The sequence below is a fragment of the Brevibacillus brevis genome, from assembly GCF_900637055.1.
In the GTDB taxonomy this organism is placed as follows: domain Bacteria; phylum Bacillota; class Bacilli; order Brevibacillales; family Brevibacillaceae; genus Brevibacillus; species Brevibacillus brevis.
In genome coordinates this window covers 4,185,256-4,197,577 of the sequence record NZ_LR134338.1, presented here as the reverse complement: position 1 = coordinate 4,197,577, position 12,322 = coordinate 4,185,256, and the positions used below count along the sequence as shown (strand labels likewise).

Annotated in this window: 12 protein-coding genes; 11 read left to right on the top strand and 1 reads right to left on the bottom strand. The window is 48.7% G+C overall.

The features are described from left to right. Positions 1-105: 105 nt before the first annotated feature. From EL268_RS20200 to EL268_RS20160, 9 genes are all read left to right on the top strand, one after another. Complete coding sequence (locus EL268_RS20200) at positions 106-1,170, top strand: AI-2E family transporter (protein ID WP_106656725.1); 1,065 nt, start codon at positions 106-108, stop codon at positions 1,168-1,170. Between the two features lie 313 nt (positions 1,171-1,483). Then, on the top strand, positions 1,484-4,132 hold the full coding sequence (alaS, locus tag EL268_RS20195; RefSeq protein WP_106656724.1) for an alanine--tRNA ligase: 2,649 nt from the start codon (positions 1,484-1,486) through the stop codon (positions 4,130-4,132). A 110-nt stretch (positions 4,133-4,242) separates the two neighbouring features. Beyond that, a complete protein-coding gene (locus EL268_RS20190) occupies positions 4,243-4,503 on the top strand; it encodes an IreB family regulatory phosphoprotein (protein ID WP_106656781.1) in 261 nt (86 codons plus the stop codon). A 10-nt stretch (positions 4,504-4,513) separates the two neighbouring features. Then, positions 4,514-4,930, top strand: a complete 417-nt coding sequence (gene ruvX / locus EL268_RS20185; RefSeq protein ID WP_106656723.1) for a Holliday junction resolvase RuvX — start codon at positions 4,514-4,516, stop codon at positions 4,928-4,930. Positions 4,931-4,935: 5 nt separating this feature from the next. Then, entirely contained in the window at positions 4,936-5,226 is a 291-nt protein-coding gene (locus EL268_RS20180; protein WP_005832492.1) for a DUF1292 domain-containing protein, read from the top strand. Positions 5,227-5,372: 146 nt separating this feature from the next. After that, positions 5,373-6,473 (top strand): endolytic transglycosylase MltG, encoded by a 1,101-nt coding sequence (mltG, locus tag EL268_RS20175; protein WP_106656722.1) that lies wholly within the window; start codon positions 5,373-5,375, stop codon positions 6,471-6,473. Positions 6,474-6,578: 105 nt separating this feature from the next. Further along, positions 6,579-7,214: an O-methyltransferase gene (locus EL268_RS20170; protein ID WP_106656721.1), complete on the top strand. Its 636-nt coding sequence runs from the start codon at positions 6,579-6,581 to the stop codon at positions 7,212-7,214. A 51-nt stretch (positions 7,215-7,265) separates the two neighbouring features. Continuing rightward, positions 7,266-7,910 (top strand): uridine kinase, encoded by a 645-nt coding sequence (gene udk, locus EL268_RS20165; RefSeq protein ID WP_106656720.1) that lies wholly within the window; start codon positions 7,266-7,268, stop codon positions 7,908-7,910. A gap of 106 nt (positions 7,911-8,016) precedes the next feature. After that, positions 8,017-9,843: a peptidoglycan D,D-transpeptidase FtsI family protein gene (locus EL268_RS20160; protein ID WP_106656719.1), complete on the top strand. Its 1,827-nt coding sequence runs from the start codon at positions 8,017-8,019 to the stop codon at positions 9,841-9,843. Here the strand turns inward: EL268_RS20160 and EL268_RS20155 are convergent. Then, positions 9,755-10,246 carry a Mov34/MPN/PAD-1 family protein gene (locus tag EL268_RS20155; protein WP_106656718.1) on the bottom strand — a complete coding sequence of 164 codons (492 nt, stop codon included), beginning with the start codon at positions 10,244-10,246 and terminating at the stop codon, positions 9,755-9,757. The two genes, EL268_RS20160 and EL268_RS20155, sit on opposite strands and share 89 nt — an antisense overlap. A gap of 176 nt (positions 10,247-10,422) precedes the next feature. Here EL268_RS20155 and EL268_RS20150 point away from each other — a divergent pair, with 176 nt between their 5' ends. Together EL268_RS20150 and EL268_RS20145 are read left to right on the top strand one after the other, a co-directional pair. Next, positions 10,423-11,487, top strand: a complete 1,065-nt coding sequence (locus EL268_RS20150; RefSeq protein WP_106656717.1) for an HD-GYP domain-containing protein — start codon at positions 10,423-10,425, stop codon at positions 11,485-11,487. Positions 11,488-11,673: 186 nt separating this feature from the next. After that, on the top strand, positions 11,674-12,240 hold the full coding sequence (locus EL268_RS20145) for a GNAT family N-acetyltransferase (RefSeq protein ID WP_106656716.1): 567 nt from the start codon (positions 11,674-11,676) through the stop codon (positions 12,238-12,240). Positions 12,241-12,322 lie beyond the last annotated feature (82 nt).

The window sequence follows — 12,322 nt, the reverse complement described above, 5'->3', positions numbered from 1 at the left end:
TTACATACTACTGAACACGAAATTGTGTGTCAATAGGTTACATGAAATTTATGTGAATGAGACAAGCTAAAAAAGATGTATGCAAATAGGGAGGAGTTGGGGAACGTGGATGAACTTCGGCGAAGTCGTCTATTTGCTGCTGCTGTTTGGCTCATCGCACTTTTGGTCATCGGCAATCTGCTTTGGCTGCTCCGACCAGTCCTGTCACAGTTGTTTTCGCTCATAAAGGAAGTGCTTGTTCCCGTCATATTGGGACTCGTCATCGCCTACTTGCTCCATCCGATCGTGCAATTGCTGGAAAAAAGAAGGGTTCCGCGCTTAATGGCAGTCCTGCTCATTTATGGATCATTTGTATTGGTGATTACCATTGCGATCATTAACGCCATCCCTATTTTTACAAAACAATTGGTGGAGCTGTCAGACGATATTCCCCGCCTGATGGATTGGTACTATACATGGATGAGTGAGTGGGAGGCACGAAAATATTTCTTGCCGGATAGCATCTCGAGGGGTGTAGACCGGGTGATCATCCAGTCGAATGAGGGGATGTCTCATTCAGTAGCGAAACTCGTAGAAAACGCTCGTCATTCAATGGGAAAGCTGTTTGCTTTTGCTATCGTGCCGTTTATCGCTTTTTACTTTTTGAAGGATATGAAGCAACTGCATGAGACGGGGATGTCGATTGTTCCAAAGGCTTATCGGAAGCAAGTTCTGATTGTCCTGCGGGATATTAATGAATCCTTGGGTAAATACATACATGGACAAATGATTGTGGCCCTGATCGTAGGTGTTTTCGCATACTTGGGCTACTGGTGGATCGGTATGCCGTATCCTTTTGTGCTGGCTGCATTCGTTTGTCTCACCAACATCATTCCGTACATCGGACCCTTGATTGGGGCGGCACCGGCAGTTGTGATCGCGATTACGATTTCCACCAAGACACTATTACTCGTTATCGTGGTCAATCTCATCATTCAAATCGTGGAAGGGAACATTTTGTCCCCAAACATCGTTGGTCGTTCTTTGCATTTGCACCCGCTTCTCATTATCATGGCTCTGCTGGTAGGGGAGACTGTAGGGGGGATCATCGGGCTTATCGTTGCTGTCCCGATTCTTGTCGTTTGCAAAGTGATCGTCAGCCGAATCGCTGTCATGATGCATGAAAGTTGACAGTGATCAGGTAAAATATTTATAATATGGACAAAGTGATTTATGTGAAATCAATGAGGGAACGAGTATGTTGCAGACCTTTTACAGAGAGGGCGCTCCATGGTTGAGAGAGCGACCAAAAGAAGAGCAGCAGAAGGCTACTCCTAAGACCGGGCAAAACCCGGCGGCTTGGCACCGTTAGACGCCACTTAAGCGACAGGCCTTGGCTTAGATACGTGTAGCGAGCCTGTAAGCAGGGTGGTACCGCGAGAAAATCAGTTCTCGTCCCTGAGGGGATGGGGGCTTTTTTTATTTTTAGATGAGGAGAATGTAGATGAAGAAACTGACAGGCAATCAAATCCGCCAGATGTTCCTCGACTTTTTTGTAGAAAAAGGACATCGCATTGAGCCTAGCGCTCCATTGGTTCCAATCGACGATCCTTCCCTTCTGTGGATCAACAGTGGTGTGGCGACCCTCAAGAAATATTTTGACGGCCGCATCATCCCGGACAACCCGCGCATCACGAACTCGCAAAAGTCTATTCGTACCAACGATATTGAAAATGTGGGACGTACTGCTCGCCACCATACCTTTTTTGAAATGCTGGGTAACTTCTCCATTGGTGAGTACTTCAAGGAAGAAGCGATTGAATGGGCATGGGAGTTTTTGACGAGCCCAAAATGGATCGGTTTTGATCCTGAGTTGCTTTCCGTTACCATTCACCCAGAGGACGAAGAAGCATTTGAGCTGTGGAGCAAGAAAATCGGTGTTCCAGAAGAGCGAATCATCCGACTGGAGGGCAACTTCTGGGATATCGGAGAAGGCCCGAGCGGACCGAACACGGAAATTTTCTATGACCGTGGAGAAGCATTCGGCAACGACCCGAACGACCCTGAGCTGTACCCAGGTGGGGAGAACGAGCGTTATCTGGAAGTCTGGAACTTGGTATTCTCCCAGTTCAACCACAATCCAGACGGTACCTATACGCCGCTGCCTAAGAAGAACATCGATACGGGGATGGGTCTTGAGCGCATGGCGTCTGTCATCCAGGGCGTAGACAACAACTTTGAGACAGACTTGCTGTTCCCGCTGATCGAAAAGACCACGGAAATCTCCGGTGTGAACTATAAAACAAGCCCTGAGATGGATGTAGCCCTGAAGGTTATCGCTGACCATGCACGTACGGTTGTGTTTGCGATCGGTGACGGTGCGCTTCCATCCAATGAAGGACGTGGCTATGTCATTCGCCGTCTGCTTCGCCGTGCCGTACGTATGGGGAAAAAGCTGGGCGTAGAGAAGCCATTCCTGTACAGTTTGACTGAGACAGTAGGCACGATGATGGGCGAATTCTATCCAGAAGTTGTCCAAAAGCGTGCGTTTATCGAAAAAGTCATTCGTGCCGAGGAAGAGCGTTTCCACGAGACACTGAACGACGGTCTGGCGATCCTGTCTGACATGGTGAAGGCCGCAAAAGAAAGCGGAAAAACACAACTGTCTGGTCAAGATGTGTTCAAAATGTACGATACGTATGGATTCCCTGTTGACTTGACAGAAGACTTCGCAGACGAGCAAGGGCTGACTGTCGATCGCGATGGCTTTGATCAAGCGATGGAAGAACAGCGTGAGCGTGCACGTGCAGCACGTCAAGATGTAGACAGCATGCAAATCCAAGGTGGTCCATTGTCTGATTTGACGGTTACGAGCCAATTTGTTGGTTATACTGAATTGGTAGCAACAGGTAAAGTTGAAGCGATTATTTTGGACAACCAGCTGGTAGAAGAAGCAGAAGAAGGTCAAACCGTACAACTCGTTCTGAGCCAAACTCCTTTCTATGCAGAAAGCGGCGGTCAGATCAATGACGAAGGTTTCCTGATTTCTGATGTCGTGAAAGCACGTGTGACAGATGTACAAAAAGGACCAATGGGTCAAAATGTACATTCCGTCATCGTCGAAGCAGGTACCCTGCGCAAAGGCGATGAGGTTCGCGCGGAAGTGAACCGTGATGCACGTCTGGCTATCACGCAAAACCATACAGCGACTCACTTGCTGCATCAAGCACTCAAGGATGTTCTGGGAACGCATGTCAATCAGGCAGGTTCCTTGGTAGCACCAGAGCGTCTCCGTTTTGACTTCACTCACATTAGCTCCATTACTCCAGAAGAGCTGGAGCGTATCGAAGCGATCGTGAATGAAAAAGTATGGGCAAACCTGAGTGTCGAGATCTCCAACAAACCATTGGCTGAGGCAAAAGCGATGGGCGCAATGGCGTTGTTCGGTGAAAAATACGGCGACGTTGTACGCGTTGTAAAAGTGGGCGAATACAGCCTGGAGCTGTGCGGCGGATGCCATGTGAAAAATACCGCGGAAATCGGCTTGTTCAAGCTGGTTAGCGAGAGTGGTATCGGTGCAGGTACACGCCGAATCGAAGCGGTAACAGGACGCGGAGCTTACCAGTTCTTGAACCAGCAGTTCACTACGCTCAAAGAAGTGGCGCAAGCACTCAAAGCACCAGTACTGGCAGAAGCACCTGCACGTGTAGAAGGTCTGCAACAACAATTGAAAGACGTACAGCGCGAAAACGAGTCCCTGCGTGCAAAGCTGGGGAACATCGAGGCAGCGTCTTTGACGGATAAACTCCAACAAGTAGACGGTATGAATGTACTCGCTGCACGTGTTTCCGCTGTCGATATGGACAATCTGCGCGGCATGGTGGATGAGCTGAAAAACAAACTCGGTTCTGCTGTTATTGTGTTGGGTGCGGTCGATGGCGACAAGGTGAACCTCGTTGCAGGTGTAACCAAAGATCTCATGGATCAAGGCATTCACGCTGGCAAGATCATCAAGGAAGTTGCAACTCGTTGCGGTGGCGGCGGTGGTGGACGTCCTGATATGGCACAAGCCGGCGGTAAGGACCCATCCAAGCTGCAAGAAGCACTGGATGCAGTGGTTGACTTCGTAAAGAGTCAAGCAGTAGCGAAATAGTGCGATTGCACGAGAAATTTGTATAATCGACAGGAGTATACGAAATCCGAGTCGAATACAAAAAAGAGGATGTAACCAAAAGAGTCTCAAAGGAAATCGAGGTGTTGATTGTGAGTTCGTTGGATAATACCATGAAATTCACGGTGCCCAAGGAAGCGAATGCTGCGGATGTGCAAGAAACATTGACAGAGGTGTACAAAGCCCTGCAGGAAAAAGGATACAACCCGATCGTCCAGATCGTCGGTTACTTGCTTTCTGGCGACCCGGCGTTTATCCCACGCCACAACAACGCGCGGAGCCTGATCGGCAAATTGGAACGGGACAAAATCATAGAAGAGTTGGTGACCGTTTACTTGTCAGAGCGCAAGTAGACCTAAAACGATGACACGATTGATGGGGTTGGATGTAGGCGACAAGACGATTGGAGTGGCTGTCAGCGATGAGCTGGGATGGACTGCGCAAGGAGTAGAGACCATCAAGCGACAATCCAAGGAAAAGGATTTTGCGCGCCTGAGCGAATTAGTTTCGGAGTATCAAATTGGGGCTTTCGTCGTTGGTTTGCCCAAAAACATGAACGGAACCATAGGCCCGCGTGCTGAAATGTGTCAAGCATTTGGCAAGCTTTTGGAGGAACGCACGTCTCTTCCTGTCCACATGTGGGACGAACGCTTGACGACGATGGCGGCAGAGCGTATGCTGATCTCCGCTGATGTCAGCCGTCAAAAGCGAAAGACAGTGATAGATAAAATGGCGGCCACTTTAATCCTCCAAGGATATTTGGACGCGAAATCGAGGTGACCACAATGAGTGAAGAAATGATGGAAGAGTTCGAAGTGGGCGATGTGATCGCGCTGACGGAAGAAGGTACCGAGGAACCGCGAGATTTTCGTATCATGTACATTTTTGACATTGAAGACCGCAGCTATTTGGTGCTTGTACCAGTAGATCAGGAAGAGGAAGAAGAGTACGAGGTTCACTTCCTGCGTTATGACGGTACAGACATGCTCCAGCCAATCGAGGATGATGAAGAGTGGGAGCAAGTAGAAGCTACCTTCGAAACTTTGATTGCTGATTTGGAGAAAGACGGAATTTAATAGATTCGTAAGAAAGGGTCCGCCACTGGTGGGCTCTTTTTTTATGTCTTTTTTCGCCAAAATCACCCATGAAGTGACAGCTGGATAAGCCTCTTGTATAATGGATGGGATGGAGATAAAGAGACCCTAAAGGGAGGATTTCTAGCTTGAAACCAATGTCAGCGAAGCCTGATTTTAACCCCGGCCGCCCAGTGACACATCGACGCAGACGCGGCGGACGAATTGTGATGTGGCTGGTTGCCTTATTGTTGTTGATCATTTTGGCAGCGGGGGGAGCATCGTGGTACGTGTACCAGCAATTACAGCCGGTTGCAGGTGAACAGACGGTGAAGAACGTGGCGATTCCGTCCGGTTCCTCCGTACAAAAAATCGGTCTACTACTGGAAGAACAAGGTCTGATCCGAAATGCCGATGTATTTAATTACTACGTGAAGTATAAAGGCGTGGCCCCTAAACTTAAGGCGGGAGAATACCAATTTACGACTGGCCAAGCTATCGACGAGATACTAACTGCCATGGTAGAAGGAAATACGGTGATCAATGCAAACCGATTTACGATCCCAGAAGGCTGGAATGTCGAACAGATCGCCGATCATCTCGACAAAGAAGGCGTTGTAGAGAAGGCGGCATTCTTAAAAGAAGTAAATGAAGGTGCATTTCCCGACTATCCTTTTGTCGCAGCCATACCAAAGCATGCAGACCGAAAACACCGTTTGGAAGGGTATCTCTTCCCGGAAACGTATGAAGTGGACAAAGACGCTACAGCACATGATGTCGTCTCGCGTATGCTGGCTCAATTCCAAAAGGAATGGAAGCAAGAGTGGACAGAGCAACTGAAGCAGCATGATTTAACACTGGATGAAGCCGTTAATCTCGCATCGATCGTTGAGCGTGAAGTAACAGTAGACAAGGAGCGTCCACTTGTAGCAGGCGTATACTACAATCGGATTCGCGACAAGTGGCCTTTGCAGGCTGATGCTACTGTCCAATTTGTTCTCGGCAAACAACGAGACCGTCTGACCTTCGAGGACCTAAAAGTAAAAAGCCCGTACAACACGTACACGAATCCTGGATTGCCGCCGGGGCCGATTGCCAGCCCAGGCAGAGCTTCACTTGAAGCCGTCGTCAATCCGGCTAAACACGATTACTTTTTCTACGTGACGAAAAAAGACGGAACGTCCGAGCATTACTTTTCCAAAACACTGCAAGAGCATGAAGCAAATGATAAGAAAAGCAGGGGAAACTAACCAAGTTTCCTCTTTTTTTTGCATGCGATCAACAGTGCTTGACGTAGCCAAGTTTTCCTAAGGTGTGCTATAATAATTCGGTTGTAACGAAAGAGGAGTGAAATCATGATTACCAATCCGGCAATTGACGACTACGTGTCAAGCCTGGTTCCCGAGCGTTCTTTGCTGCTCAAGCGACTGGAGCAGGAGGCGGCAGAGGAAAACATTCCGATTGTACAGCTCCCGTCCGCTCAAGTCATGCGGATGTTGTTATTGCTGCATCGTCCCAAAGCGATTCTTGAAGTGGGTACGGCAATTGGCTATTCCACCATTTGGCTTGCAGAAGCTGCACCGGAAGCGCGAATTGTCACGATGGACATAGATGAAGATCGATTGGTGAGAGCACGGGCAAATATAAAAGAAGCAGGATGTGCAGACCGTGTAGAAATTCTTTCACGTGATGCCACTTTAGGGCTGCCGGAGTCGTATCAATTTGACTGCTTGTTTATCGATGCGGCCAAAGGTCAGTATCGAGTATTCCTCGATTTGTATCTACCGCTTCTTCGTGAAGGCGGTTTGGTAATCAGCGACAATGTCCTGTTCCGAGGACTGGTGGCGACCCCTGAAGAAGCGGGCAAGCGCCAGCGTCCAATGGTGGACAAGCTGCTTTCTTATAATTCACACCTGATGGAGCGTCCTGATCTGGAAACGACATTTATTCCAGTTGGAGACGGGCTGGCCATCAGTATGAAAAAGAAGTAAAAACATAGGGTCGTAAACGTGTAAAGCATCATGAGGAAGGGGACATGAAGCATGGGTAACCCCGTATTGATTGGGGTAGCGGGAGGCAGTGGTTCTGGAAAAACGACTGTAGCAAAGGAGCTGTACCGCCAGTTCCAAAATGATAGTGTAACGATGATTGAGCAGGATTCCTACTACAAGGATCAAAGCCATTTGAGCCCAGAAGAGCGGGCGTTGACGAACTACGACCATCCCTTCGCTTTTGACAACGATTTGTTGCTTGCGCATTTGCAGGAGCTGCTGCAAGGAAAAGCGATTCAAAAACCGATCTACGACTTCAAGGTCCATAACCGCAAGCCGGAGCAAATCCAGGTCGACCCGAAGGATGTCATCATTCTGGAAGGAATGCTGATTCTGGAGGATGAGCGGATTCGTGATTTGATGGATATCAAGGTATTCGTCGATACCGATTCGGACGTGCGTATTGTACGCCGAATCGTACGTGATATCGAAGAGCGCGGTCGTTCCCTCGATTCTGTCGTGACACAGTACTTAAACGTTGTTCGACCGATGCATTTGCAGTTTATTGAGCCGACCAAGCGATATGCAGACGTCATCATCCCAGAGGGCGGCTACAACCGAGTAGCATTGGATCTGTTATCTACCAAGATCAGCAATATTTTATTGGAGAAGCAACAATTCGCCAATCAATCATAAACACCGCAAAGTGCACCGTGACGATCGGTGTGCTTTTTTCTTTGTTCGTTGTTTCTGTCGCGTACATTCCGGCAATACTGGTGAAAAAAGCCAGGGAGGGAATTCGATGCAGCTGGATCGACGAATCAAAAGACGCCACTTTCTTGTATTGCTGTCCATGTCGTTGTTATGGCTCGGTTTGGTCGTGCGCTTGTGGTGGATTCAACTCGGATCGCCCCATCGGTTTTCTCGGCATGGCGTTGATTTGGTAAAGGCAGCAGTAAAGCAAAGACAGCAAAGCATCGTGTTGCATAGCGGGCGTGGCGACATCGTGGATCGAAATGGGTACGCTTTTACCGGAGAAGAGCATCTCGCCTTGATTTTGTTCCCGTTGGCGCGAGGGAGCCTGCAAGGAACAGATGGCTTGCAGCGATTGGCTCAAATAACCGGAGAATCCAAGGAACGGCTGTCGGAAACCATGGAAAAGGCAAAAGTACCACTGCTCATGCGAGAGGAGTCAGGCAAGCTGGTGATGCTCACCGAGCGGCAGGCCGAGGAAATCAATGCACTTGCCATCCCAGGAGTTGTGGCCTTGGCGGTGACAGAGCGATACCGCGCTGATGAAGTAGCCAAGCATCTGATTGGTTTTATCCATAAAAATCCCGGCATGGTGCAGAAGCTGTATCCAGATGAATGGACCAGCGGCAAAATGAATGCCGAGAGCACGCTGGGGGCATCAGGTCTGGAGCGAAGCTTTGACCGTTTTTTACAGGGAGTAGAGCCGTCTATCTTGTCCTATTATGTAGATGGCCACGGACAACCGCTCCGAGGGCTGGATATTCGCTACACGAAGCAGTCGAATCAATACTATCCGTTGTCATTAACGACTACCTTGGATGCAGCGATCCAACGAAGCATGGAGGCAGCAGCCGATCAAGTAGGTCTCAAAGAGGGCAGTATCGTCGTTTTGGACGTACAAACAGCCGATGTTCTTGCAGCTGTTAGCCGCCCTACTTATGATCAAACGAATGTTACGGGAAACACAAGTGACTGGAAAAATCGCGCGTTCAAACAACTCCCGCCTGGTTCTGTCTATAAAACAGTGGTAACAGCAGCAGCCTTGGCAGAAGGAATCGTTTCACCTATTGACCGTTTCACATGTACAGGAGAGTACGGGAAGTACCAATTCTCCTGCTGGAAAAAAGAAGGTCACGGCAGTGTGACACTGGAAGAAGCGTATGCCCAATCCTGCAACATTGCGATCGCACATATCGCCAAGATGGTGGGCGGAGAAAAGTTGGAGGAATATGCAAAAAAGCTGGGCTTGACCACTCCAGTGGGGCATGTTACCCCTCATCTGTATAAACTCAAAAACTTCAAGCAGCTGGATGGCGAAGAGCCGGGTAGAGTCTTTGCAGAGGGTGTATCCCGCGACGATGAAGGCGTCCTGATTCAAAGCGCCATCGGTCAGCGGGATGTACGGATTACCCCCTTGCAAGCAGCCAACATGATGGTAACGATTTTGCGTGGCGGTCAAAGCTCTCAGGTACGGCTGGTAAAAGAGATCGCATACCGAAATGGTCAGTCATTCCATACATTCCCAGAGCAGGAGCTCTCTTTGGACGGCATTGACTACGTCACAGCCAATAAATTGCGAAAAATGATGCGCAAAGTCGTCACAGAGGGAACAGGACAGATGCTCATGAATTCCGCTTGGCAGGTGGCAGGCAAAAGCGGGACTGCGCAAATCGGGGATGCGAATGGAAACAACCATCTGTGGTTCCTCGGATACGCTCCGTTAGAAGAGCCGCGGTACGCCATTTGTGTCGTGGCAGAAAATCAGCCGAGCTGGGGAAAAAACCAGGCTATGGAGCTTTTTCACCGAGCTGTCGCTGAGCTTGCCGATCATACAGCTCAATCTTCCCAACCTCGCGAAGAGTATTTCCGAGGATGAATCCTCTTGCGTTAATTTGATCGTTTTTCCCTAGTCCGACGATCAGCATGAGGGGAGAGGAGGACATGTACATGGATTGGGACGCTTTTGCCCAAATGGTTCTCTTATCACCTTTGCTGGGAGATAGGCGCTTTACCGTATGGCTATGCCAATCACCAATGTATTTCCATTGTCGATGTCTGCTTAATTTGCGGACGAGCTTATTGAGATGCCTATCATCGAAAAATATAGAATGTGGCTGGTGAATCGCATTTGGGCCTGGTTCACTTGCATACGTAACGACCCATCTATCCTCACCAAGTGGGTATCCCATCATGACCCCTCCTGTTTCCAGCGAGGGTTTTTTTCGTACGGCCTGCTCAATCTGTTTCCACGCTTTTGGTGTGATGTACAGCGTCGTCATGAGACATTCGTCCCTCCTTGATAAAACCACTGACATTTGCTTGATATCATATGTATGCGAAAAGTGAAATGTCCCGGTGTCCAGCAAAGTTATGAATTGTCGAAAAAAAGATTGTAACTCACCCTCTTCCTTTCTATAATTTGAGTAAAAAGACGGAGACTGGAAAGGTTGATTGTATGCCTTTGGCACCTGTTGATCTCTCACTGATTGGGCAAGTATTAGCGGCTGATTTATACACGGAACAAGGAATTCTGCTGCTGGGACAAAATACGACGATCACGCCTGCCCATGTGATCCTATTGCAAAAGCAACGAGTCCGTGAGGTCGACATCATACAGAGTCTTACGGAGGGAACCGGTGAGGATGTTACTTCTCAACTTTTCCAACTAGAGGCAGATTCTGAGATCGTTGCTGCTTATGTACAAGCTCTCGACAAAACGAGACTACTCTTTGATGAACTGACAGTTGGCGGGGCACCGAGTCTTGATCATTTTTCCAACATCTTTTTTGATGTTGCAGAAAAATCGACGAAGCATTTGGGTTTGTTCCGGAACTTGTACGTACTGGAGGGCGCAGACAGCTATACATACCGGCATTCAATAAATGTAGGCATTCTCTGTTCGCTCATTGCTCGCTTGATGAAATGGGATGAAGAGCGAGTAGCATTCATGGGGACAGCTGGATTTTTGCATGACATTGGAAAAATGAGGGTACCCAAGGAAATATTGCTTAAGCCAGGCAAGCTAAGTGAAGAAGAATTTGCGATCATGAAGAAGCATACCGTCTACGGCTATGAAATGATCCGTGAGATGAAGGGTGGGTCTGAGCTGTTGGCATTGTGTGCCTTGCTGCATCACGAGCGACTCGACGGGTCTGGCTATCCGGAGCAAAGAAAAGGCGATAACATTCCGATCGAATGTCAGGTGCTCGCTGTTGCCGACATGTTTGATGCAATCTGCTCTGATCGGGTGTACAAAGGGAGGACGTCCCCATTTGAGGCGGCACAGCTCCTGTGGAAGGAAGCCTGTAGCGGGGTGCTGAACGTGGAGATCGTTGCGCAGTTTGTCCGCTACATTGCCTTGCTGTACGTAGGCGCGAAGGCGAGGTTGAGTAGCGGGGAAGAAGTCGAAGTGATTCTTATTCATCAGGATGAACCGATGCGTCCGTTGGTAAGACGAATGGGCGAATTCCTCGATTTACGACATGATCGCAAGCTGACGATTGAAAAAATGATTGGATAAGTCGATGCGAAAAAAGAGGAAACGGCTTTTGGGAAATGAGAGCGGTTTCATTGTTGCTGATCTGTGAACGATCTTCGGGAAAGCTCGATCAGCTTGGCAGATTGTGACACAATGAAAATGTGCATGATAGACAAAGAATCTAACGAGTCGTGTCGTGCGAATGCTCGAAACGCAAGGAGGAAACACATGATACGCAAAGCGGAACCCACAGATGCAGCTTTTGCTGCTCCATTAATTTATGATGCCATTGGAGATATTGCGCATACGTTGACAGGTGCAACGGAGGCAGCGGATGCGATTCGCATGATGGAGGAGTTTTTTGCGAAGGAAAATAACCGGCTCAGCTACGAAAACGCGGTGATTGCCATGGATGGAGATGTACCGGTAGGACTGGCGCTCTTTTATCATGGGAGCCAAACAGAGGTGCTCGATCGCCCCTTCGTTGAGCATGTCCAGCGTTTGACTGGTGAGACGATTACGCTTGTAAAAGAAGCAAAAGATGACGAATTTTATTTGGATTCTGTCGCGGTTGATTCCTCATGCAGAGGGAAGGGGATCGGATCACTTCTGCTGGATGCTTTTGAAAAAGAAGCGATTCAGCGCGGGCATGACCGAATCGCTTTGCTCGTTGACGAGGAAAAACCACGTGCGCGCAAGCTGTATGAATCGCTTGGCTATCGTGAGGACGGGACAGTGCTCGTAAGCGGGCATAAATTGAGCCATATGGTGAAGGACATATCTGTTAAGGCGTAAAACGACCTCATCGAGGCTTGATACAAAAACAAAAAACGTTTCCCTTTGGACATGGCTCTAAAAGTCCGAGGGAGACGTTTTT

Bases quoted from the DNA above. Each gene is read 5' to 3' on its own strand.
- ruvX (WP_106656723.1), top strand. From the start codon at position 4,514: ATGACACGATTGATGGGGTTGGATGTAGGCGACAAGACGATTGGAGTG.
- EL268_RS20150 (WP_106656717.1), top strand. From the start codon at position 10,423: ATGCCTTTGGCACCTGTTGATCTCTCACTGATTGGGCAAGTATTAGCG.
- EL268_RS20145 (WP_106656716.1), top strand. From the start codon at position 11,674: ATGATACGCAAAGCGGAACCCACAGATGCAGCTTTTGCTGCTCCATTA.
- udk (WP_106656720.1), top strand. From the start codon at position 7,266: ATGGGTAACCCCGTATTGATTGGGGTAGCGGGAGGCAGTGGTTCTGGA.
- EL268_RS20180 (WP_005832492.1), top strand. From the start codon at position 4,936: ATGAGTGAAGAAATGATGGAAGAGTTCGAAGTGGGCGATGTGATCGCG.
- EL268_RS20160 (WP_106656719.1), top strand. From the start codon at position 8,017: ATGCAGCTGGATCGACGAATCAAAAGACGCCACTTTCTTGTATTGCTG.
- EL268_RS20155 (WP_106656718.1), bottom strand. From the start codon at position 10,246: ATGACGACGCTGTACATCACACCAAAAGCGTGGAAACAGATTGAGCAG.
- alaS (WP_106656724.1), top strand. From the start codon at position 1,484: ATGAAGAAACTGACAGGCAATCAAATCCGCCAGATGTTCCTCGACTTT.
- EL268_RS20170 (WP_106656721.1), top strand. From the start codon at position 6,579: ATGATTACCAATCCGGCAATTGACGACTACGTGTCAAGCCTGGTTCCC.